Annotated in this window: 17 protein-coding genes; 7 read left to right on the top strand and 10 right to left on the bottom strand. The window is 72.0% G+C overall.

Annotated elements, in window-relative coordinates; genetic code table 11:
• Nucleotides 1–38: 38 nt before the first annotated feature.
• The 5 genes from ACFYWJ_RS18525 to ACFYWJ_RS18505 all read left to right on the top strand — a co-directional run bounded on the left by ACFYWJ_RS18525 (nucleotide 39) and on the right by ACFYWJ_RS18505 (nucleotide 9,192).
• Nucleotides 39–1,598, top strand: coding sequence for a TIGR02677 family protein (locus tag ACFYWJ_RS18525; protein ID WP_387162394.1), 1,560 nt, complete (start codon nucleotides 39–41; stop codon nucleotides 1,596–1,598).
• Nucleotides 1,595–2,977 carry a DUF2398 family protein gene (locus ACFYWJ_RS18520; RefSeq protein ID WP_355275571.1) on the top strand — a complete coding sequence of 461 codons (1,383 nt, stop codon included), beginning with the start codon at nucleotides 1,595–1,597 and terminating at the stop codon, nucleotides 2,975–2,977. The genes ACFYWJ_RS18525 and ACFYWJ_RS18520 overlap by 4 nt, the downstream gene beginning before the upstream one ends.
• Before the next feature lie 4 nt (nucleotides 2,978–2,981).
• Nucleotides 2,982–7,442, top strand: coding sequence for an SbcC/MukB-like Walker B domain-containing protein (locus ACFYWJ_RS18515; protein WP_355275572.1), 4,461 nt, complete (start codon nucleotides 2,982–2,984; stop codon nucleotides 7,440–7,442).
• Between the two features lie 527 nt (nucleotides 7,443–7,969).
• Nucleotides 7,970–8,764 carry a hypothetical protein gene (locus ACFYWJ_RS18510; RefSeq protein ID WP_355275574.1) on the top strand — a complete coding sequence of 265 codons (795 nt, stop codon included), beginning with the start codon at nucleotides 7,970–7,972 and terminating at the stop codon, nucleotides 8,762–8,764.
• The gene (locus ACFYWJ_RS18505; RefSeq protein ID WP_355275576.1) at nucleotides 8,761–9,192 is read left to right on the top strand and encodes a hypothetical protein; all 432 of its coding nucleotides are present in this window, start codon (nucleotides 8,761–8,763) and stop codon (nucleotides 9,190–9,192) included. The genes ACFYWJ_RS18510 and ACFYWJ_RS18505 overlap by 4 nt, the downstream gene beginning before the upstream one ends.
• 2 nt (nucleotides 9,193–9,194) lie before the next feature.
• Here ACFYWJ_RS18505 and ACFYWJ_RS18500 read toward each other — a convergent pair whose 3' ends face one another.
• Nucleotides 9,195–10,154, bottom strand: coding sequence for a transcriptional regulator (locus ACFYWJ_RS18500; protein WP_355275578.1), 960 nt, complete (start codon nucleotides 10,152–10,154; stop codon nucleotides 9,195–9,197).
• 82 nt (nucleotides 10,155–10,236) lie between these two features.
• On the opposite strand from ACFYWJ_RS18500, the gene ACFYWJ_RS18495 reads away from it, so the two are divergent.
• Nucleotides 10,237–11,373 carry an epoxide hydrolase gene (locus ACFYWJ_RS18495; RefSeq protein WP_355275580.1) on the top strand — a complete coding sequence of 379 codons (1,137 nt, stop codon included), beginning with the start codon at nucleotides 10,237–10,239 and terminating at the stop codon, nucleotides 11,371–11,373.
• 27 nt (nucleotides 11,374–11,400) lie between these two features.
• Here the strand turns inward: ACFYWJ_RS18495 and ACFYWJ_RS18490 are convergent, their stop codons facing one another.
• From ACFYWJ_RS18490 to ACFYWJ_RS18465, 6 genes are all read right to left on the bottom strand, one after another.
• Nucleotides 11,401–11,913 (bottom strand): M15 family metallopeptidase, encoded by a 513-nt coding sequence (locus tag ACFYWJ_RS18490; RefSeq protein WP_355275582.1) that lies wholly within the window; start codon nucleotides 11,911–11,913, stop codon nucleotides 11,401–11,403.
• 95 nt (nucleotides 11,914–12,008) lie between these two features.
• On the bottom strand, nucleotides 12,009–13,328 hold the full coding sequence (locus ACFYWJ_RS18485) for an MFS transporter (protein ID WP_355275584.1): 1,320 nt from the start codon (nucleotides 13,326–13,328) through the stop codon (nucleotides 12,009–12,011).
• Nucleotides 13,325–14,428 carry a PLP-dependent cysteine synthase family protein gene (locus tag ACFYWJ_RS18480; RefSeq protein ID WP_355275586.1) on the bottom strand — a complete coding sequence of 368 codons (1,104 nt, stop codon included), beginning with the start codon at nucleotides 14,426–14,428 and terminating at the stop codon, nucleotides 13,325–13,327. Before ACFYWJ_RS18480 ends, ACFYWJ_RS18485 begins: the two co-directional genes overlap by 4 nt.
• A 103-nt stretch (nucleotides 14,429–14,531) precedes the next feature.
• Entirely contained in the window at nucleotides 14,532–14,936 is a 405-nt protein-coding gene (locus tag ACFYWJ_RS18475; protein WP_355275588.1) for a hypothetical protein, read from the bottom strand.
• A 108-nt stretch (nucleotides 14,937–15,044) separates the two neighbouring features.
• A complete protein-coding gene (locus ACFYWJ_RS18470) occupies nucleotides 15,045–16,418 on the bottom strand; it encodes an AarF/ABC1/UbiB kinase family protein (protein WP_355275589.1) in 1,374 nt (457 codons plus the stop codon).
• Between the two features lie 131 nt (nucleotides 16,419–16,549).
• A complete protein-coding gene (locus ACFYWJ_RS18465; protein WP_355275591.1) occupies nucleotides 16,550–18,226 on the bottom strand; it encodes a fumarate hydratase in 1,677 nt (558 codons plus the stop codon).
• A 221-nt stretch (nucleotides 18,227–18,447) separates the two neighbouring features.
• Here ACFYWJ_RS18465 and ACFYWJ_RS18460 point away from each other — a divergent pair, with 221 nt between their 5' ends.
• Nucleotides 18,448–18,978 (top strand): MarR family winged helix-turn-helix transcriptional regulator, encoded by a 531-nt coding sequence (locus ACFYWJ_RS18460; protein WP_355275593.1) that lies wholly within the window; start codon nucleotides 18,448–18,450, stop codon nucleotides 18,976–18,978.
• Nucleotides 18,979–18,981: 3 nt separating this feature from the next.
• Here the strand turns inward: ACFYWJ_RS18460 and ACFYWJ_RS18455 are convergent, their stop codons facing one another.
• The 3 genes from ACFYWJ_RS18455 to mftE all read right to left on the bottom strand — a co-directional run bounded on the left by ACFYWJ_RS18455 (nucleotide 18,982) and on the right by mftE (nucleotide 21,548).
• A complete protein-coding gene (locus tag ACFYWJ_RS18455; RefSeq protein WP_355275595.1) occupies nucleotides 18,982–19,467 on the bottom strand; it encodes a hypothetical protein in 486 nt (161 codons plus the stop codon).
• A gap of 162 nt (nucleotides 19,468–19,629) precedes the next feature.
• A complete protein-coding gene (mftD, locus tag ACFYWJ_RS18450) occupies nucleotides 19,630–20,847 on the bottom strand; it encodes a pre-mycofactocin synthase MftD (RefSeq protein ID WP_355275596.1) in 1,218 nt (405 codons plus the stop codon).
• Nucleotides 20,844–21,548, bottom strand: a complete 705-nt coding sequence (gene mftE / locus ACFYWJ_RS18445; protein WP_355275597.1) for a mycofactocin biosynthesis peptidyl-dipeptidase MftE — start codon at nucleotides 21,546–21,548, stop codon at nucleotides 20,844–20,846. Before mftE ends, mftD begins: the two co-directional genes overlap by 4 nt.
• Nucleotides 21,549–21,567: the final 19 nt, after the last annotated feature.

The raw sequence follows: 21,567 nt of genomic DNA, 5'->3' as shown, positions 1-21,567 counted from the left end.
CCCCGGTGGCGGGAGCGGCCACCACTACCCTTTCTACGGTGACCGACCTCGCCGACGGCCTGCCCAGCGCCGTACCCGCCCTGTGGGACGAGCGGCTGCGGTTGTTCTCGTTCGCGACCGCGGAGAAGCGCGCCGACTACCTGCGGGTGCTGCGTGCCTTCGACAGCGCCAGGGCCGCCTACGTGGTGCTGCTGCACGCCGACGACGTCGCCGAGTGGATCGCCAGGGCCGAGACCGGCGCCAACGCCGGGCCCGCCGGGGTGCCGCTGCCCGCCGTCGAGATCGGCCCGCTGCTCGAACAGCTGCACCGCTGGGGCGTGCTGGAACGCAGCTACGACGGCACCCGCGCGGCCACTCTCGCGGAGTACCGCAACCGGCACTACGTCTACCAGTTCGCGCAGGCGGGCTTCCAGGCGTACCGGGCGGTGGCCGGCGTGCTGACGGCCAGGATGGACGACGCGTCGCTGTCGCGGCTGGTGCTGCCCGAGCTGCTCACCGACCTGCGCACCCTCGCGGCGGCCAATCGCGACGGCGACGCCGAGCGGGTCTACACCACGCTGCGCAGGCTCGACGCCGCGCTCACCGACATGGCCGCGCGCGCGGCGCACTTCTACCTGTCGCTGGGCGACCTGGTGCGCACCACCGAGATCACCCCGGAATCCTTTCTCGCGCACAAGGACGCACTGCTGGCGCACATGCGCGAGTTCAGCATGGACCTGGCCCGGTTCGCGCCCCGGCTGGCCGCGGCGATCGGCGAGGTGGAGGACACCGGCGTCGAGCAGCTGATCGGCCGCGCGGCGAGTTGCGACGAGCGGGTGCTGCTCAGCCCGGCCGAACGCGAGGCCGACTGGCGGTCGCGCTGGGACGGCCTGCGCACCTGGTTCGTGGCCGCGGGCAGCGGGGAGACGAACGAGTCGTGTGAGGCCGACCGGCTGCGCGAGGCGACGATGAGTGCGATCGCGGCGGTGCTGTCGCTGCTGCGCCGGGTCACCGAGACCCGCCGCGGCGGGGTGAGCCGGGAATCGGCGCTGCGGCATCTGGCCGCCTGGTTCGTCGACACCCCCACCACCGGCAGCGCGCACGCGCTCTACGACGCGGTGTTCGGCCTGGGCAGGCCCCGGCACCTGGCGCTGGAGCATCCCGACGCCGAGGTGATCCCGGCGGGCCGGTCCTGGTGGGAGGCACCGCCGCTGGAGATCTCGCGGACCCTCGCCGAGACCGGCCGCGCGCCCACCGCGGGCGCGCCCGCCCGGATCGCCCGCAACGACGCCGGCATCCGCAGGCTGCGCGAGGCCCAGCTGGCGGCCCAGCGCGAGCGGGCGGCAGCCGCAGCCTCGCTGGCCACCGGCGCCGTCCACGAGCGGGTACTGGACCAGCGCGAGACCGAGGTGCTGCTGCGCCTGCTCGACGCCGCGTCGACGGCGTGGGTGCCGGTCAGCGGACGGGTCGACGGCACAACGGGTTCCGACAACGGCGTGACCCTGACCGTGCGACCGTGCGACGGATCGACGGTCATCCGGACCGCCGTCGGCCTGCTGCACCTGAACAACCGCCGCCTCGAGGTCACCGCGACGACGCGACGGGGGACGCGAGGATGAGACAGCAGCGCCGCATCGACGCCCTCGCCCTGGACAGCTATCAGCGCGCCGCCCGCGTGATGCTCGCCAACCACCTGGTCACCCGGGTCTATCCCGACCGGATCGCGCTGCCGCTGATCCGGCGCTGGGCCACCGAACTGCGCGAGGACCTCGCCGAGCTGTTCGGCTACCGGCTCGAGGTCACCGAGACCACGGCCCGGCTCTATCCGGTACACGACCGGCTCGACGACACCCTGCCCGCGCGCAGCGTCAACGACCGGGTCTTCGATCGGCGGCGCTACGCCTATCTCGCCCTGGCCCTGGCGGCGCTCGGCCGGGCGGGCGATCAGATCACCCTGTCCGAATTGGCCGAGCACGTGGCCGATTACGCGAGCCGGATCGACGGCCTCGAGCTCTCCACCGACCGGGCCGCCGATCGGGACGCGTTCGTCGACGCGGTCGGCTGGCTCGGCGCGAGGGGCGCGCTGACCCTGGCCGACGGCGACGCGGGCGGCTGGGCCAGCGACCCGGAGGCGGGCGAGGCCCTCTACGACATCGACCGGCCGGTGGTGTTCGCGCTGTTCCGGCCGCCGCGCGCGCTCCAGCATCTGCACAGCGTGCGCGGCCTGCTGGCCGAGGACACCGAGCACGCGCCCGCCGAACAGGCCCGCCGGGTGCGTCGCGCCCTGGTGGAGCGTCCGGTCGTGTACCTCGAGGACCTCTCGCCCGCCGAGCGGGCCCTGCTCGGTCAGGACCGCGTGGTCGACGAGGTCGAGTACTGCACCGGCCTGCGGGCCGAGCGCCGCGCCGAAGGGGTCGCGCTCATCGACACCTCGGGCCGGCTCTCCGATACCCGCTTCCCCGGCACCGGCACGCTCGCCCAGGTGGCCCTGCTGCTCATCGGCGAGATCGCCGACGTGGTCCTCGACATCGACAATCCCGTCCCCGCGCGCCCGGCCCCGGCCGACGAGGACGCGCTGCTCGACCAGCTCGACGCGGCCATCCCCGCGGCTGGGGTGTTCGCCCCGCTGGCCGAGGACGCCGAAACACCGGACGCCCCAGCGGATTCCGGCGACGACGAGCTCGCCGAGACCGAACCGGTGACCTATCCGTTCCTCGACGACGCCTGGGTGCGCACCACGGTCACCGCGCTGACCGACCGTTACGGCGCGACCTTCGCCGCGCAGTGGCAGGCCGATGTCGGCGGGCTCACCACCGAGGTCGTCGCCCTGCTCGCCAAGCTGCGGCTGGTCCGGCCGGTCGAGGGCGGGCTGCTGATCCTGCCCGCGCTGGCCAGGTACCGGGGCGCGGTGGTCACCGTGCGGGTCCGCCAGGCCGAGGAATTGTTCGTCACCGCCGCCGACACCGACGGCAGCAGCACCGGAACGGGAGGGAACTGAGGAGATGTCGCTCATTCACGGCGGAGTGCGTTTCGTCCCGACCCGCGCGGGCATCGTCAATCTCTGGGACTACCGCGACCAGGAGTTCTGCTTCGCCGACGGCCGGCTCGTGCTGCGCGGGCCGAACGGATCGGGCAAGACCAAGGCACTCGAGGTGCTGTTCCCGTTCGTGCTCGACGGGCGGATCGAGCCGCGCAGGCTCAATCCCTTCGCCGGTGAAGAGCGCACCATGAAGTCGAATCTGCTGTATCGCAAGCAGGAATCGGCCTACTCGTACGTGTGGATGGAGTTCGCGCGCGGCAGCTGGGCGGACCCGGAGGTCGTCACCGTCGGAATCGGCATGCGCGCCACCCGGTCCTCGGACAAGGTGACGCGCTGGTACTTCGTCGCCGACGGGCGCGCCGGCGTCGACTTCTCCCTGATCGGTCCCGACGACCGGCCGCTGACCCGCAAGCAGCTCGCCGAGCAGATCGGCAGCGACGCCATCGTCGACCGGCCGGTGGAGTACCGGGCCGCGATCGACGCCCGGATGTTCGGGCTCGGCGTGCAGCGCTACGACCAGCTGATCAATCTGATCCTCACGCTGCGCAGGCCGCAGCTGGCCAAGAACCTCGATCCGCGCGGTCTCTCGCAGGCGCTCACCGACGGTCTGCGCCCGCTCGACGAGCAGCTGATCCTGGACGCGGCCCGGTCCTTCAGCGATATGGAGGAGGTCGGGCGCACCCTCGACGGGCTCGTCCAGGCCGACACCGCGACGCGCCGCTTCGTCGATGTGTACCGCAAATACCTTGCCGTGCAGGCGAAGACCGATGCCGACCAGGTCCGCACCCGCCTCGACGCGGTCACCAACGCCTCGACCGCCCTGTTCGCCGCCACCGCGCTGCGCACGCGGCGCGAGGCCGACCGCACCGAGGCCGAGACCAGGGCCGAAGAGGCCGACCGCGCCTACGAGCAGGCCATCGCCGACCGCGAGAACCTGCAACGCTCCAGCGCCTACGAGGGCAAACAGCAGCTCGACGACCTCGCCGACGCGGTCCGCAGGCTGGAGACCTCCGCCGCCGTGCACCGCGACAAGGCCGCCGAGGCGGGCCAGACCCTGCAGCGCCGCGCCGAGGAGGCCGAGCGGGCCGCCGAGGCGGTGCGCACCGCCGCCGCCGCGCTGGTCCGCGGCGAGGACGCCCTGCGCGCCGCCGCCGAGGAAGCGGGCATCGAGTGGACCGCGCCGGGCGCCGACGGCCGCGGCGATCAGATCACCGCCGCCGTCCGCGGGCACGCCGAGGAACGCGACGCCGACGTCCGCGCCGTGCGAAAAGCATTGAGCCGCTGGGAATCCCTGGCCGCCGACCGCACCCGCGCCCAGCGCCTGGCCGAACGCGCCGTGGAACTGCGCGACGCGGCGGCCGCCGAGGTGGCCCACGCCGAAGCCGCCGTCGCGCTGGCGCGCACCGAATCCGCTGCCGCCCTGCGTACCTGGTGGCAGGCCAATGCGGCCGTGCTCGCACCGATCGCCGCGGGCATGCCGACCGGGCCTCTCACCGACCCGAACGGCCAGTCGGTCGACGCCGACCTCCTCTCCGGCCGCGGCTCCGAAGACGTACCACGCATCGCTGATTCGGAGCGTCCCGGGCTGTTCGACGCCCTGGCATCGGCCGTCGCCGCGGCGGGCACCGAGGACGTCCCGTCCGTGCACGAGGTGCTGGCCGAGTACTGCGAGCCCCGGCAGGAACAGATCCGCACCCGCCGTCAGGAAGCCAAGGCGCGAGCGGCGGCAGCGACCGCACGCCGGGACACGCTGGTCGCCGAGCGCGCCGAGGTGGCCGCCGAACGGGACGACGCGCCTCCGCTGCACCCGACCGACGCCCGCGAGCCGAAAGACCTTCCCGGTGTGCCCTTCTGGCGCGCGGTGCGCTTCGCGGATGCGGTGACACCGGCCGAAGCCGCCGGCATCGAGGCCGCCCTCCAGGCCGCCGGCCTGCTCGATGCCTGGATCTGCGACCCGGCACTCGTCCCCGAAGTCGACGGGGTCCGCTATCTGCTCCCGCTGCCCGCCGCCGATCGCCCGGTGGGTCGCTCCCTCGCCGACATCCTCGTCGTCGAGGACGACTCCGACGATCTGGCTGTCCCGACGGGCATCGTTGCCGATGTGCTGGCCTCGATCGCACTCGCCGACGCACCGGCATCGGGACCGGCACCCACCTCGGCATCAGCGGCATCGGCCGCGGCTTCCGCTGGCACCGCGGCCGCCACCGACGCGACGGTGGGAGACCCCGCGACAACCGAGTCGCGATCCGGCCGGCTCCACCCGCTGGTCTCGGTGGCCCACGCGGCCCCCGTCACCATCGGCACCTCCGGCGCCTATCGTCACGGCCTCCAGGCCGGACGCCACACCAAGCCCGAAGCCGAATTCCTCGGCGCGACCGCTCGCGCCCGCCGCCGGGAACTGCGCCAGGCCGAACTCGACGCGGCGATCGAGGCCGCCACGGCCGAGGCCGACGCGGCGAAGGCCGAAGAAGCCACGGCCACGGCCGAATTGGCGAGTATCAGCGCGGCCGTCAAAGCCCTCCCCCGCCCGTCCGCCATCACCGCCGCCCTGCGCGCGGTCGCGGAAACAGCCGGTCTCATGCGGTCCCGCTCCGAGGCCGTCACCCAGACCGAGCGCGATCTGGACCAGGCGGTCGGCGAGGCCACCGCGATGGAGAAGAAGCTACGGGCCACCGCGCAGGCGCATCGCACCCCGACCGAGGCCCGCGAGCTCGACGCCCTCGCCGCCGCGATCCGGCACTTCGAGAACACCGGCACCGGCCTGCTGCGCCTGCGCGCCGAGCACGAGCGCGAACACGAGCGCGAACGCGAGGGCGCCGACCGGCACGACGAGGCGCGGGCGCTGGCCGAGGCCTTCGCCGAGGAAGCCGAGGCCGCCCGGCTCGGGTTCACCGAACAGCAGCGCAAGCTCGAGACACTGCGGGAAGCGCTGGGCGCCAGTGCGGCCGACATCGATCGGGAACTCGACGCCGCGCGCGCCGCCATCGAAGCGGCCAAGGCCGAGCAGCGGGCCGCGCGCAAGGCCGCCAATGCCGCGATCGAGGCGGTCGGCGACGCCGAGGCCGCCTACCGCACCGCCAACGAGGCGCTGGCCACCGCGCTCACCGAGGTGCTGGCGGAGGTGCGGTCGCTGGCGCCGTACGCCCGGCCCGACCTGCTGAGCCTGCTCGGCGCCTCCGTCGAGCACCGCTGGCCGAGCACCGATGCCGCGTGGTCGACCCCGGAGCAGTTGCAGTACCGGATCGTCGCGGCCGGACCGGAAACCGACCCGGTCGTCCTGCCCGACGAGGTCGCGGCCCTGTTCGCCGACCTGGACACCGCCACCACCCAGGTGCGGGCCACCGAGGCCGGGCGCAAGTCCACACGATCGGCGGTGACCAGCGCGCTGCAGGAGTTCGACGCCGCGCTCACCGCCTCGGGGCGCGACTACCGCCTGCACTGGGATGCCGCCGACGGGCTCACCGTGGTGGCCGTGCACGACGAGAACGGCCAGGCCGCGCTCGCCGACTTCGCCGCGCGCATCGACGCCGCGCGCCGCGATCAGGAACTGCTGCTCACCGACGCCGAACGCCGCATCCTGGAAGACGCGCTGCTGACCGGCCTGGCCCAGCAGATCCACGAACGCACCAGCGACGCACGCGAACTCATCACCCGGATGGGCGCGGAGATGAAGCAGCGCCGGATGTCCTCGGGCAACACCATCGGCGTGCACTGGATCCTGGCCGACGGCCTGTCCGAGGCCGCCCGCGCCATGTGCAAACTGCTCGACCGCGACACCGCCGCGCTGAGCCCGGAGGATCTGGGCGCGGTCCGTGCCCACTTCGCCGCCGAGATCCGGGCGGCCCGCACCGCCCATCCGGAGCGCTCCTATCCCGAGATCCTCGGCGCCACCCTCGATTACCGCACCTGGCGGGTGTTCTCGTTCACCCTGATCAACGGTGACGGCAGCGAGGACAAGCTGACCGTGGCCCGGCACAGCGCGCTCTCCGGCGGCGAGCAGTCGGTCTCGCTGCACCTGCCGCTGTTCGCGGCCGCGCACGTGATGCTCGACTCCGCCGACCCGCAGGCCCCGCGCCTGCTCGCGCTGGACGAGGCGTTCGCCGGTGTCGACGACAACGGCCGCAGCGAATTGCTCGGTCTCAGTGTGCAATTCGACCTCGACCTGTTCATGACCGGCTACGACCTGTGGATCACCTACGGTCACGTCCCCGGCTGCGCGCACTACGACCTGGCGCACTCCACCGCCGAGAACACCGTCAGCGCCACCCTGCTGGTGTGGGACAGCGGCGAACTGCTCGCCGAACACGACGGCGGTGACCTGACCACCGCACTCGGCTCCCCCAACCGCCGCCGGGTCCCCAACACCATCGAGGGCGGACTCACCCTCGAGGGCATGCCGGGCGAACCGGCGCCGGTGGGCTGACAGCCCGCCGCGCCAACCGGTCTTGACGCCACCACGCCGCACCGGCGGCGTGGTGGCCAGGCAATTGCCGGAAGTCCTAGACCGACCAGTTTTCTTACTCGGAATTAACCGAATCGAATTTCGCGGATTCGGTTGCTCGAAATCATCGGTGCTGCCAGGATTTTGCTCGTGACGGCGCAGGCCCCGGCCGGGTCGTCACGATCACGGTGCGGTCGATGCCGCACGTCGTCAGCAAGTCTTCAGGGGATCGTCGTGCGATATCGACAGAATCAACACCTCCCACCGGGGTCATACCGGCAGTTTTCCGGCAGCACCCAGGGCCGGGATGCCGTGCCCGGCGGCCCATCGCGGCCGCCGCGCGCGACGATGCGCTGAGTTCGCCGGAACTCGGCCGACCCAGCCCGATGAAGGTGCCGGACATATTCGCCGGAAATGGTCTGCGGCCATTGCTGGCTCGCCTGCGCCGGGGTCGCCGTTCCACCGATCCGGCGCCGACCTTCCCCTGCCCACCGCGGGATGTGACCACCATGCAGCTCCCCGTCCCCCTGCGGGACACCACCCGTCCACTCGCGGCCGCGCTCACCGATGCCGACGCGAGCCGGTTCACCGGCATCCTGCGTGTCACCGGCGAACCGGGCGGCGACATCCGCCTCGTCGACGGCCGGATCGTGGCCGTGAGTACCGGTGGCGCACCGGGTTTCGACGAGCTCGACCGTCGCGACGAGGAACAGCCGCTCGGCGCTGCCCGCACCCGGCTGCTGCGGATGACGGCGACCGTCGACGGGACGTTCGCGATCGCGGCGGGCTGGATCGATCGCTGCCACTGGATCGACGCGCACCCCCAGGTCTTCGCCGGCGACGATCCCGGCTACGACGCCGAGTGGCTGCTCGGCGAGACCGAGCGCAGGCTGGCCGCGCTCGCGCACGTCGGCTTCTCCCCGTACCGGAATCTGCTGGCGCTCACCGACTTCGGCCGCTCGATGCGCGCGGAGGGCGCCGAGCTGCTGCGCCTGGTCGACGGCACGCGGAGCTGCCGCGACCTGGCCTTCCTGCTCGGCCGTCCGCTCTATCCGGTGACCGTCGAGGTCGCGCGCCTGCTCGGCGGCGGCCAGCTGACGGTGCCGGCCCGGCACGCCGTCGACCAGCCACCCGCCACCGTCGGGGCGGGCATGGTCGATCCGGCCCTGCCGCGCCGCCGCCGCGGCGCCAGCGGCATCAACGACACCCTGCGGCCGCGTCCACCGCAGGCCGCTCCCCCGTCCACGACCGCCGTGGACGTACCCGACTCTTCGCCACGGCGGAGAACCGAGAGGATCCCATGAACACCAACGGCACCCCCGCCAGCATGAGCGAACGGCTGGCCGGCATGGTCAAGTCGCTGCGTGGCGAAGTTCCCGACTGCGTCGCGGCGGGCGTCATCGACATGTCGACCGGCATGCTGCTGTCGGTGGAGACCGTCGACAACCACCCGCCGGAGGTGCTCGACCTGCTCGCGGCCGCCACGCTGGACCTGTTCCAGGGCCGCAATGTGGTGATGATCGAGGACATCTGGAAGGAACGTCGCGGTATCCGCAGCGACGACCACTACTTCCAGGAGATCCTGGTCAACTCCAACAATCTCACCCACCTGTTCCTGCGCGCGGAGAGCCGCGACGATCTGGTGGTCGTCGTGGTGTGCCGCAAGACCGTCAATGTGGGCATGCTCTTCGCCCAGTCCCGCCGGGTGCTCAAGGACACCGGCCGGCTCTGAGCTCAGTCGAGCGCGTGCGCGAGCCGGGACGCGCAGCCGCGCAACCCCGCGCGCAATTCCGGTGATCCGTGTACCCGGAACGGCACGCCGAGGGTGATCAGCTGCGCGGCGAGCCATTCCGGATCGTCGTCGCGGGTCTCGGTGAACCGGCATCCGGTGGCGCCGTCGGCGACGATGCTGCCCGGCGCCGCGCCGAGCCTGCCCTCGACTCGGTGCGGTGGCGCCTCGATCGTCACGTCGACCTCGTAACTCGGTGTGGCCCAGTCGGTTCGGCGACCCGCGACGTACTCGGCGGCGTCGGCGGCGGGCAGCGCCCTGGCGACGACGCGGGCACCCGTCGGTTGCGGTCCCTCGATGCGGTCGGCGCGGAAGCTGCGCCAGGCGTCCCGGTCGAGGTCGTAGGCCACCAGGTACCAGCGTCGGCCCGCCGCCGCGACGCCGATCGGTTCGACGTGCCGCCGCGTCTCGGCGCCCGCCGCGTCCCGATAGCGCAGGCGCAGCCGTTCCCGGTTGCTCACCGCGGCGGCGAGCGTGGTGAGCACGTCCGGGTCGACCGTGGGGCCGCTGCCGGCGCCGACCGTCACCGCCGCGCCGACCACCCGCACCCGCCTGCGGAGTTTCGTCGGCAGCACCTGCTCGAGTTTGGTCAGCGCGCGCACCGACGCGTCCTCGATCCCGGTGACGGCCTGTCCGGCCGCGACCCGCAGGCCCACCGCGACGGCCACCGCTTCGTCCTCGTCGAGCACCAGCGGCGGCAACGCCGACCCGGCGGTGAGCCGGTAGCCGCCGGTCGCGCCCAGCGCCGCCACGACGGGATAGCCCAGCTCACGCAGCCGGTCGACATCGCGGCGGACCGTGCGGTCGGTGACGCCGAGCCGGTCGGCGAGTTCGCTGCCCGGCCACTCCCGGGGCAGCTGGAGCAGGGAGAGCAAACGGAGCAGCCGCGCGGCGGTATCGGTCATGTCCACATTCTGCCGCGCATCTAGGACCGAAACTGTCCTAGATGACTTCTAGCGTGGTGTGTACACCGACCGAGGAGATCAGATGACGACCATTCGCCCCTTCCACCTCGACATCCCGCAGACCGACCTCGACGACCTGCGGGAGCGCCTGCGCCGCACCCGCTGGGCCGCGCCGCTGCCGGGCGCGGGCTGGGAACGCGGCGTGCCGACCGACTACCTGCGCGAGCTGGCGCGGTACTGGGCCGAGGATTTCGATTGGCGCGCACAGGAATCCGCGCTCAACGAGTTCCCGCAGTTCGTCACCGAGATCGACGGCCTCGACGTGCATTTCCTGCACGTGCGCTCCCCCGAGCCGGACGCGGTGCCGCTGGTGCTCACCCACGGCTGGCCGAATTCGTTCGTCGAGTTCACCCGGACCATCGGCCCGCTGACCGATCCGCGGGCGCACCGCCTCGATCCGGCCCTGGCCTTCCATGTCGTGGTGCCGTCGGTGCCCGGGTTCGCCTTCTCGGCGGCACCGCGCGAGACCGGGATGAGCACGGCGCGGGTGGCCCGGATGTGGGCGACGCTGATGGACCGGCTCGGCTACGACCGCTACGGCGCCCAGGGCGGTGATCTCGGCGCCTATGTCGCGCCGGAGCTGGCGCTGGCCGCGCCGGAGCACGTGATCGGCGTCCACCTCGACGGCGGCATCGGCATGCCGACCGAGGCCGACGTGCCGAGCATGGCGCCGGAGGACCTGAGCCAGTGGGCGGAGATGCAGCAGTGGATGACCGGCGGCGTCGATCACCACACGCTGCTGCGCGCGGCGCCGCAGACCTTCGCGCTGGGCTGGAACGATTCCCCGGTGGCGCTGCTGGCCTGGCTGATGCAGAAGTTCCAGGAGTTCACCCCGATGGCCGACCTCGCCGAGGACGTCATCGACCGCGACCACCTGCTCACCAATGCCGCGATCTACTGGTTCACCCAGACCGCGGGCACCTCCTCGTGGCCGATGTACGACGGCCTGCGCGACGGCGGCTTCGGCTGGCCCCCCGGCCAGAACCTGGTGCCGACCGGCGTCTACGGCGGCGGTTCACCGCTGATGCGCAAACTGGCCGACCGCGACCACAAGATCACCCACTGGCCCTCGGGCAACCCGGGCAATCACTTCGTCGCCATGGAGGAACCGCTGGCCCACGTCACCGACATCCGGACCTTCTTCACCGACCTGCGCTGAACCGGGCCCGGCCGTTCGTCTCGTGGGCTACCGCATGCTGGCGTCCGGGACCCGGGGCGGGCACGCGGCGCCCGGCGCGGTGACCAGCTCGAAATGCCACCATTCGTTGTCGAAGGTGCGGCACAGGCCCCAGCGGTTGCCGTTGGCCTCGAGCCACTGTGCGCCCTGCTGCGGGCCGACGTCGACCGCGTGGCCGGAGACATGGGTCGACTCGGCGGGCGGCAGCACCCAGCGGCGCGCCTCGTCGGGGGTGCCGTAGGTGGCCAGGCCGTCCTGCCACAGCATTTCCTGCTGCTCGTGGGTGCGGTAGCCGGAGGTGATCGACAGCGGGACACCCTCGGCGTGCGCCTGCTGCTCGGCGAGGGTGTAGGCCAGGGCCAGCGCCGGGTCCAGGCCCTCGGTCCCGGCGGCCGACTGGAACTGTTCACGCTGGTCGGTCGGCTGGGCGCCGGCGATGCCGAGGCCGACGGCGGTCACGGCCGCGGCGGCTGTCATCGTCACCAGCATCCGGTCGGCCACCCGGCCGAGCACAGTAGTCATGCCGGGAGTCTATCGACCGGCCCGGGCCCGAGCCGACCGCCGGGGTCGGCCCCGGCCCGGGACTCGGGTTCATTTCCGCAGGTCGAACGATCTTCTCACGGTGTTCGAGTCAGCTCGTCGGCGGACTCCCGAGCCGACCGGATCGGCCACCGTCCCGGCGCCGCGGTGTAGGCGGGCAGCGCGTCGGACTGCCGGTGCCTGCCCGGGCCCGGCCGGATCACCCGATGCACCGCGAGCGCGGTCAGCAGGCCGATCAGCGTCAGCCCGACCCACACCAGCCGGTCGGCGCCTGCCGCGCGGGCGACGTCGAGGACCGCGCCGGTGCCCAGGTTGCCCGCCAGGATGGCCACCCCGACGATGGTGTTGTAGAACCCGTAGTGGGTCGCCACCAGCCTGTTGTCGCTCAGCGAGACCACGGTGTCCATCTCGAACGGGAAGACCGCCGCCGTCCCGACCGCCAGCACCGCCGCCGACAGCAGCAGGGCCCCGGCCGCGGCGGCCGTCCCGAACGACGCCACGCCGGGGACCAGCGCGAGCGGGACGAAGGCCGCGGCCAGCACCCCGACCCCGAGGACGAGACCGCGCCCGATCCCCCACCGCGCGCGCAACCACGCGGTGATCCGCACCTGCCCCGCGACGGCGACCACCCCGGACACCACGAACACCAGCGCGGTCAGCTCCTGCCCGCCCGCACCCGAGACGGTGCCCGCGTGCAGCGGCAATGCCAGATACACCTGGAACGACAGCACATACGTGCCGCCCATCGCCACCGCGAACGCCACGAAGCGCCGGTTGCCTGCGATGGCGCGCCAGTCGCTCCACACCGACGCCGTGGTGCTCACCCCGGAGCGCTGCGGCAGCGCGCACAGCTGCGCCACCGAGAGCACCGCGAACACGGTCGCCGCCGCGGCGGCGGTCCAGCGGAAATCCACACCGAGCAGGGCGATCCCGACGAGCGGGCCCGCCAGGATGCCCGCCTGGTAGAACACGTTGAACACCGCGAACGCCTCGACCCGACGCTCACCGGCCTCGGCGGCCAGGTAGGCGCGCACGGCCGGATTGAACAGGGCACCAGCGAATCCCGTGGCGGCGGAGGCGAGCAGCAGCATCGGCAGCGAGGTGGCGAAGATCAGCGCGGCGAATCCCGCGGTGCGCAGCACACATCCGGCCACGATGAGCGGTTTGTAGCCGAGCCGGTCGGCCAGCGTGCCGCCGATCAGGAACATCCCCTGCTGGGAGAAGTTCCGGACGCCGAGCACCAGCCCGACCGCCCACGCGGCCAGGCCGAGCGGGCCGGACAGGTACCCGGCCAGGTACGGCATCAGCATGTAGAAGCCGAGATTGATGCCGAACTGGTTGATCATGAGCAGTCGCGCCGGGGTGTCGAAACCGGCGAAGGTCCGCAGCGTCGTCATGCGCGCACCGGTCCCGGCCCGGCGGCGAGCGCGCCGGGATCGAGGACTGTCGTGCAGCGCGTCCAGGACTCGACCACCCGCTCGGCCGGGTGCGCGATCGTGGCGGGATCGGTGGCGGGCGGCCCCGTCAGCAGGCCGTGCTCGCGGCAGTAGCCGTCGTTGTAGACCGTGTCGAAGTAGCGATGCGGCCCGTCGGGGAAGACGGCGACGATCCTGGTCTCCGCGTCGGCGGTGCGGGCGGCCCAGCCCGCGACGAGGGCGACCGCGCCCACGCTCCACCCGCCGGTGGCGTAGTGCGTCGCGGCCAGGGTCCGGCACGCCCACACCGCTTCCGCCGGTGCGACCCAATGGATCTCGTCGAAGGCGCGGTAGTCGACATTGGCCGGGTGGATGTTCGAGCCGAGGCCACGCATCAGCCGCGGCCCGGCCGGCTGGCCGAAGATCGTGGAGGCCACCGTGTCGACGCCGATCAGGCGCAGTCCGGGGTATCGGCGGCGCAGTTCCCTGGCCACGCCCGCGGAATGCCCGCCCGTGCCCACCGCGCAGACCAGCACGTCGACCCGCCCGACCTGGTCGATGAGCTCGTGCGCGAGCCCGGCGTAGCCGTCGGCGGCATCGGGATTGCTGTACTGGTCCGGGCACCACGCGGTGGGCTCGGCGGCGAGCAGTTCGGCGACCCGGTCCCGGCGCGCCTGCTGCCAGCCGCCGGTGGGGTGGGCGCGGTCGACCAGGTCGACCTCGGCGCCGAAGGCGGTGAGCATGCGCGCGACGATCGGTTCCAGCCCGGGATCGGTGACCACGGTGACCGGGTGACCGTGCACCAGCCCGGCCAGCGCGAGCCCGAGTCCGAGCGTGCCGCTGCTGGATTCGACGATCCGCGCGCCGGGGACGAGATCACCGCGCTGCTCGGCCCTGCGCACCATGTGCAGGGCCGGGCGGTCCTTCATCCCGCCCGGGTTGAACCCTTCCAGCTTGGCCCAGAACCCCCGGTCGGCGGTGGCCAGCGGCGCCCCCACCCACATCACCGGGGTATTGCCGACGAGGCCCTGTGGGCGCTCGGCGATCGCGGCAACGGTCCGGTCGAGCACGTATTCCTGCATGTCTGTCGCTTCCTGTGTCGGCCGCCGGGGACGACGGCGCGGACGAGAACGGGCACGCGAACACCGGCCCTGCCATGGGTGTGGCGGGCCTGGCGCTGACCGATCAGCGTCGACAGATGCAGAACTGGGTGAGGATGTCGCGGCCCTGGCGGTACCGCAGGGGCGCGCGCGGCGGGGCGCGCGGGGCCGCGGCCGGATGACCGAGGCTCGCGAGGAGAACGACGACCAGCGCGCCGAGCAGACCGAGCAGCGGGAGCACGAGGCCGGTGTCGGGCGCCGCGGTACCGACCAGGCAGTGGTCGGGCAGCGGATGACCGGGAACGGCGAGCCCCGCCCCGTCGACGACCGCGGCGGCGACCACGTCGAGCGGCGCGTCCACGCGGTGGTGGTCGTCGTGATGCACCGTGGTGCAGTCGATCACGAGCGCGCACACGGCGGCCACGATCATGACGAACGCGCACAGCGCCCCCGCCCGGCGCGGCGAGCGACGGTCCGTCGGACGACCCACCGCGCCTCCTTCCGCTCGTCGCCGGTGACCTCCGCCGACCAAGCTACTACGTCATTGCGTAGACACAGGTCAGCGCCATGGAGCCAGGCGATTCGGTCGCGGTGGCGGCTACCGGTCCGCCCGCCAGCGGGCGATCGCGCGGCCGATCTCGGTGGCGGGCGGCTCGCCGTAGAGCCATTCGCGGGCCAGCCGATGCCAGTTGGCGCGCACCCGCAACTGGCCGAGGGTGGCGAAGGTGAACAGGTCGGCGCGGCGGGAGAAGACGTGTTCGGGCGGGAGCAGTTGCCTGCGCATGCCCTGGAATTCGACCGAGCGGGGGTCGACGGCGAGCAGGACGGCGCTGGTGGCCAGTTCGGGCGTGATGGTCACCTCCTCGTCGAGCAGGTGCCACCCGCAGGCCGCCCACACGTAGGCCAGGCACTCCTCGACGGTGACGCCGGCGTCCGGGTCGATGATGCCGCGCCCGACCCAGGCCGCGTACAGGTCCTCGGGCCGGTCCTCGGCGGCGGCCCGCAGGCAGGAGCGCTCGAAATCGACGTGCTCGGGGTCCATCCGGTTGTAGAGCCCGAAATCGACGAAGGCGAGCCTGCCGTCCTCGGCGAGCAGCACATTGCCCGGATGCGGATCGCCGCAGAACTCGTTGTCGGCGAACAGGGTGCCGAGGTAGAAGCGGTAGATCAGTTCGCCGTAGTGGTCCCGCTGGGCCGACGGCAGCGTCTGCAGGTGCGAGAACCCGTGGCCCGCCACGTATTCGGTCACCAGCACGTTGTGCGAGCAATACTCCTCGATCGCGTCGGGCACGGTGATGTAGGGATGGCCGCGGTAGCGCTGGGCGACCAGGTGCTGGGTCCTGGCCTCGCGCAGATAGTCCAGTTCGCTGCGCAGATTGGCGGCGATCTCCTCCAGCACCCCGGTGTCGGCCATGCTCGGCAGCACGGATCTGGCCATCTTGCTGAGGAACTCGAGGTTGCCGATATCGGCGTGCACGGCGCGCTCCACGCCGGGGTACTTCACCTTGACCGCGACCACGCGCCCGTCGCGCAGGGTCGCCCGGTGTACCTGGCCGATCGAGGCCGCGGCGATCGCGGTCTCGTCGAAGTCGGCGAAGATCCCCGACAGCGGGCCGAGGTCCTCCTCGATCACCGTGCGCATGGTGGGGAACGCGACGGCGGGCGCGCGATCACGCAGCGCCGCGAGCTGGCGGGTGAACTGCGCGCGGTGCGATTCGGGAACGAAGTCGAGGTCGAGCACCGACAGCATCTGCCCGAGCTTCATCGCCGAGCCCTTCATGCTGCCGAGCACCGCGACGATCTGCTGCGCGGTCTTCATCGCCGACCGCTCGGCCAGGACCTGCCTGGCCTCCTCGGTGCGCCCGATCATCGACAGCCGCGTCCCGACCCCGCGGACGGTCTGCTCGGCCGCCAGCCTGCCCAGCTTCCCGCCGCGCGCCACGCGTCCGGAGGGAACTCCGGAGGTCGCCATATCCACCCCCGTCGAGCCGGTCCAGCGCATGTCGCGTCACACTACACCGCACCGCGAGCGCGCAGGGCCGGACGAACGAAGACCCCGGATCGCACCGTGGCGAGGCCGGGGTCTTCGGGATCCGCGACCGCTTACACGCGTTCCTTGGAGCGGGTGCGCACGCGCAGGGCGATCGGCTTGGAGGTCTCGGCGAAGAAGTCGTTGCCCTTGTCGTCGACGACGATGAAGGCGGGGAAGTCCTCGACGTCGATCTTCCAGACGGCTTCCATGCCGAGCTCGGGGTACTCGAGCACCTCGACGTTCTTGATGCAGTCCAGGGCGAGGCGCGCGGCCGGGCCACCGATGGAGCCCAGGTAGAAGCCGCCGTGCTCGTTGCAGGCCTTGGTCACCTGGGCCGAGCGGTTGCCCTTGGCCAGCATCACCATGGAGCCGCCCGCGGCCTGGAACTGGTCGACGTAGGAGTCCATCCGGCCCGCGGTGGTGGGGCCGAAGGAGCCGGAGGCGTAGCCCTCGGGGGTCTTGGCCGGACCGGCGTAGTAGACCGCCATGTCCCTGAGGTACTGCGGCATCGGTTCGCCCGCGTCGAGGCGTTCCTTGATCTTGGCGTGCGCGATGTCGCGGGCCACGACCAGCGGACCGGTCAGCGAGAGCCGGGTCTTCACCGGGTACTTCGACAGCTCGGCGCGGATCTCGTCCATCGGGCGGTTGAGGTCGATCTTCACCACGTCGCCGCCGAGGATGTCCTCGGTCTGCTCCGGGAGGTACTGGGCCGGTTCGGTTTCCAGCTGCTCGAGGAAGATGCCGTCCTTGGTGATCTTGGCCAGCGCCTGGCGGTCGGCCGAGCAGGACACCGCGATGGCGACCGGGCAGGAGGCGCCGTGCCGGGGCAGGCGGACCACGCGCACGTCGTGGCAGAAGTACTTGCCGCCGAACTGCGCGCCGATGCCGAACTCGCGGGTGAGCTGGAAGACCTCTTCCTCGAGCTCGAGATCACGGAACGCGTGGCCGGTGATCGAACCCTCGGTGGGCAAGTTGTCCAGGTAGTGCGCGGAGGCGTACTTCGCTGTCTTCAAGGCGAATTCGGCGCTGGTGCCGCCGATGACCACGGCGAGGTGGTAGGGCGGGCAGGCCGCGGTGCCGAGCGAGCGGATCTTCTCGTCGAGGAACTCGAGCATGCGCTCGGGGTTCAGGACAGCCTTGGTCTCCTGGTACAGGAACGACTTGTTGGCCGAGCCGCCGCCCTTGGCCATGAACAGGAACTTGTAGACCGGGTTGTCGGGGGTGCCCTCGGTCGAGTACAGCTCGATCTGCGCGGGCAGGTTGGAGCCGGTGTTCTTCTCGTCCCACATGGTGATCGGGGCGAGCTGGGAGTAGCGCAGGTTCAGCCTGGAGTAGGCGTCGAACACGCCGCGGCTGATCCACTCCGCGTCGTCGACGCCGGTCAGCACGCCCTCGCTCTTCTTGCCCATCACGATCGCGGTGCCGGTGTCCTGACACATCGGCAGCACGCCGCCCGCGGAGATGTTGAGGTTCTTGAGCAGATCCAGCGCGACGAAGCGGTCGTTCCCCGAGGACTCGGGATCGTCGATGATCTTGCGCAGCTGGCGCAGGTGCGCGGGGCGCAGGTAGTGGCTGATGTCGTGGATCGCCGTCTCGGTGAGCAGCCGCAGCGCTTCGGGCTCGACCTGCAGGAAGGTGCGCCCGTTGTGCTCGACGGTGCTGACCCCCTCGGTGGTGAGCAAGCGGTACGGCGTGTCGTCGGCGCCGATCGGCAGCAGATCGGAATAGCGGAACTCCGGCGCGGTCACGAATCGCACTCCTCGGGTGGCTGGTCACAAAGCACTCGGAAGCCTATCGACCACCCGCGCCCACCTGCTGGTTAGGCAACCCTATGTGACGTAAGGCAAACGCCTGAACCAAGATCGAGGTTGCACGTTCAACCCAAACGGTGCTACCCATTCACCCGAACGGTGGCGGGGCGTGCACCGTTCCAATCCGAAGCCTGCACCGGAGAATCTGGAGCTCGATCGTGACCGATCCACAGTGGCTCGATGATGTCGAAATGCGCGCCTGGCTGGGCTACGTGCGGACCCGCGACCTGATCGCCGCGGCGATCGGACGTGACGCGGGCCGGGCGGCCGACCTCAGCTGGGTCGAGTACTCGGTGCTCGTGTACCTGGCCGACGCGCCGGGACAGCGCCTGACCTTCGCCGATCTGGCGGGCGCGCTGGAATGGTCGCAGAGCAGGCTCTCGCACCAGATCACCCGCATGCAGAAGCGCGGGCTGGTGATCAGGGAGACGATGCCGCACGACCAGCGCCGCACCGTCGCCCGGCTGACGACCGCGGGTGGGCAACTGCTCACCACGGCCGCGCCTGCGCACGTGCGCAGCGTGCGACGGCACATGATCGACGTGCTCGACCGCGGCCAGCTGGCCGCGCTGGCCGAGATCTACGACGTGCTGATCAACCACCATCGCAGCGCGGCAGGCGGATTCGATCCGACCGGACGGGGCAGCGCCGCCACCAGGGCCGCCGAGCCCGCCCCTGACCCGGCCTGAGCGCTACGACCCGGAGCTGCCGCCGGAGTCGGGACGGCTGGTGCCGAGTCCGCCGCGCTGGACCGTGCCGCCCGCCTCCGGCACGCCACGGTCGTAGACGCCGCTGCCGGACGGCCGGAGGAAGCTGCCCGCGGCGAGCGCCACGGCGGCCCCGATCGCGGGGTAGACCAGCGTATCGGTGTGCTGGTACCAGAAATTGGCGTAGCGGCTGTCGGTGGTGTCGCACTGCCCGTCGGCCACCCGGGTCGAGGAGGTGGTGTCCACGCAGATGCCCACCGCGGTCGGCTGCGCGGAGACGCTGGTGGTGGGCCGAGCCGAGGTCGTCGTGCTCGGCCGCGCGGTTGTGGTCGGCCGGACCGTGCTGGTCACCGGCGGTTTCACCGAGGTGGTCGCCGCGCGGTGCGCGGGCGCGTCGGTGCCGCAGCCCGCCGACACCAGCGCCATCGCGACCACGGCGGGCAGCGTGCAGGACACGCTGCGCGACTTCATGATTCGGGCACGCCGACCCTCGCCCGGTACTCCCCCACGCACGAATTCCCCCTCGATTCCGACGACTCGGCCGATCCTAACGGCGTACCGGGAACCCCGTCCCGTGAACGACAGCGGCGGCGGACCTCGCCGATCGCCGAGGTCCGCCGCCGGTGGTGCTCGCTACTGCTGGACGAGATCCGCTGTGGTGAGCGGTCGTTCGAGGTCGGCGGGCACGCCGAGGGCCCGTTCGAACCCGGCGGGCACGATGATGTCGCCGCGGTCGAGCTCGGCGATCGAGGTCTTGCGCAGGCCGAGCAGCGCCGAATCGATACCGCCGCGCAGGATGTCGAGCACGTTCTCCACGCCCGCCTGGCCGTTGGCGGCCAGGCCCCACAGGTAGGCGCGGCCGATCAGCACCGCGCGGGCGCCGAGGGCCACGGCCTTGACCACATCGCTGCCGCGGCGGATGCCACCGTCGAGGACGACCTCGATCTGGTCGCCGACCGCGTCCGCGAGCACCGGCAGCGCCCGGATGGCGGCCGGGGTGCCGTCGAGGTTGTTGCCGCCGTGGTTGGACACCGAGATGCCCGCCACACCCGCGTCGACCGCGCGCAGCGCGTCGTCGACCCGCATGACGCCCTTGAGCAGCACCGGGCCGTCCCAGTTCGCGCAGATCCAGGCGACGTCGTCCCAGTCGGGCGCCGGGGTCTGCATCCATTCGCCGTAGGCGCCGAAGAAGCCCGGCGCGGCGCCGCCACCGACGGCCATGTTGGGCGCGGTGAGGTCGGGAATCGAGCCGGAGCGCAGGTAGGTGGCGAGCCAGCGCGGGCGCGCCAGGGTCTGCGGCGCGAACTTCATCATCGTGCGCAGGTTCAGCGACTCCGGGATCACCGGGCTGCCCCAGTCGCGACCGTGCGAGAACGACCAGTCCAGGGTCAGGATGAGCCCGACCGCGCCGGCCGCCTTCGCCCTGGCCATCCGCTCCAGGATCTGGTCCTTGTTGCCACACCAGTACAGCTGGAACAGCGTCGACGGGTTGGCCGCGACCACCTCTTCGATCGGCTTGCTCGCGAACGAGCTCAGGCCCATGGCGATGCCGCGCGCGGCCGCCGCCCTGGCCACGGCGACCTCACCGTCGGGGTGCACCGCCTGCACGCCGGTGGGCGAGATCAGCACCGGCATCGAGACCTGCTGGCCGAGCACGGTGGTCGACTGGTCGCGCTCGCCGATCGGGCCCGCGCAATGCGGGGCGAAGCCGAGTTCGGTGAACGCGGTCTGGTTGTCCTCGATGGTCTGGCCGCGTTCGGAGCCCGCGATCAGCGCCCCGTACACCGATTTCGGCAGGCGCTTGCGGGCGCGGCGCTGCGCCTCGGCGACGGTCTCGAACCAGGGATTCATCGACGTGATCCTTCCTCAGGAACCTGGGGCCACCAGCGGCCCAGGTCTGCCAGCAGTGCGGTGGTTGCCGCGTTCAGCAGCGCGGCGCCTTCGCCTGCGCTCGACCCGGTGGGGTCACCGAGAATTCCGTTGGGGCTCACCGCCCGCACACCGCCGGCGCGCAGCAGCGGCAGCAGCTCGGCCAGCGGGCGCCGGTCCCCCGGTTCGGCCAGCTCGGCGCGCACCAGGTCGGGCGCCAGCGCGAGCTGGATCGAGGTCTCGGCGCGGCCCGCGTGCGGGTCGCCGCCGTACCCGGGCGAGAACAGGCGCACATCGCGCGACTCCGCGCGCAGCAGGGTGACCGCGCGCCGCAGCGCCTCGACATTGCCGCCGTGCCCGTTGACCAGCACGATCCGGTCGAAGGTGTCGGTGGCCGACCGGCACAGCTCCACGACGAGCAGTTCCAGCGCGGCTTGCCCGATCGACAGGGTGCCCGCGAAGCCCGCGTGCTCGCCGCTGGCGCCGTAGGGCACCGCCGGGGCGACCAGCACGTCGGACCGCTCGGCGGCCACCCGCGCGCAGACGGCGGCGGCGATGTCGGTATCGGTGGACAGGGGCAGGTGGGGGCCGTGTTGCTCGGTGGCACCGAGCGGGATGACCAGGATCACCCCCGCGGCGGCACATGTGCCCGCCTCGGGCCATGTGAGGTGGGCCACGAACATGATCCCGAGATTAACGACA

The organism is Nocardia sp. NPDC003269 (assembly GCF_042888005.1).
Classification (GTDB): domain Bacteria; phylum Actinomycetota; class Actinomycetes; order Mycobacteriales; family Mycobacteriaceae; genus Nocardia.
This window is presented reverse-complemented; position numbering and strand designations above follow the sequence as displayed.

Excerpts from the sequence above, each read along its gene's own strand:
- ACFYWJ_RS18520 (WP_355275571.1), top strand. The coding sequence starts at position 1,595 with ATGAGACAGCAGCGCCGCATCGACGCCCTCGCCCTGGACAGCTATCAG.
- ACFYWJ_RS18515 (WP_355275572.1), top strand. The coding sequence starts at position 2,982 with ATGTCGCTCATTCACGGCGGAGTGCGTTTCGTCCCGACCCGCGCGGGC.
- ACFYWJ_RS18510 (WP_355275574.1), top strand. The coding sequence starts at position 7,970 with ATGCAGCTCCCCGTCCCCCTGCGGGACACCACCCGTCCACTCGCGGCC.
- ACFYWJ_RS18505 (WP_355275576.1), top strand. The coding sequence starts at position 8,761 with ATGAACACCAACGGCACCCCCGCCAGCATGAGCGAACGGCTGGCCGGC.
- ACFYWJ_RS18500 (WP_355275578.1), bottom strand. The coding sequence starts at position 10,154 with ATGACCGATACCGCCGCGCGGCTGCTCCGTTTGCTCTCCCTGCTCCAG.
- ACFYWJ_RS18495 (WP_355275580.1), top strand. The coding sequence starts at position 10,237 with ATGACGACCATTCGCCCCTTCCACCTCGACATCCCGCAGACCGACCTC.
- ACFYWJ_RS18490 (WP_355275582.1), bottom strand. The coding sequence starts at position 11,913 with ATGACTACTGTGCTCGGCCGGGTGGCCGACCGGATGCTGGTGACGATG.
- ACFYWJ_RS18485 (WP_355275584.1), bottom strand. The coding sequence starts at position 13,328 with ATGACGACGCTGCGGACCTTCGCCGGTTTCGACACCCCGGCGCGACTG.
- ACFYWJ_RS18480 (WP_355275586.1), bottom strand. The coding sequence starts at position 14,428 with ATGCAGGAATACGTGCTCGACCGGACCGTTGCCGCGATCGCCGAGCGC.
- ACFYWJ_RS18470 (WP_355275589.1), bottom strand. The coding sequence starts at position 16,418 with ATGGCGACCTCCGGAGTTCCCTCCGGACGCGTGGCGCGCGGCGGGAAG.
- ACFYWJ_RS18455 (WP_355275595.1), bottom strand. The coding sequence starts at position 19,467 with ATGAAGTCGCGCAGCGTGTCCTGCACGCTGCCCGCCGTGGTCGCGATG.
- mftD (WP_355275596.1), bottom strand. The coding sequence starts at position 20,847 with ATGAATCCCTGGTTCGAGACCGTCGCCGAGGCGCAGCGCCGCGCCCGC.
- mftE (WP_355275597.1), bottom strand. The coding sequence starts at position 21,548 with ATGTTCGTGGCCCACCTCACATGGCCCGAGGCGGGCACATGTGCCGCC.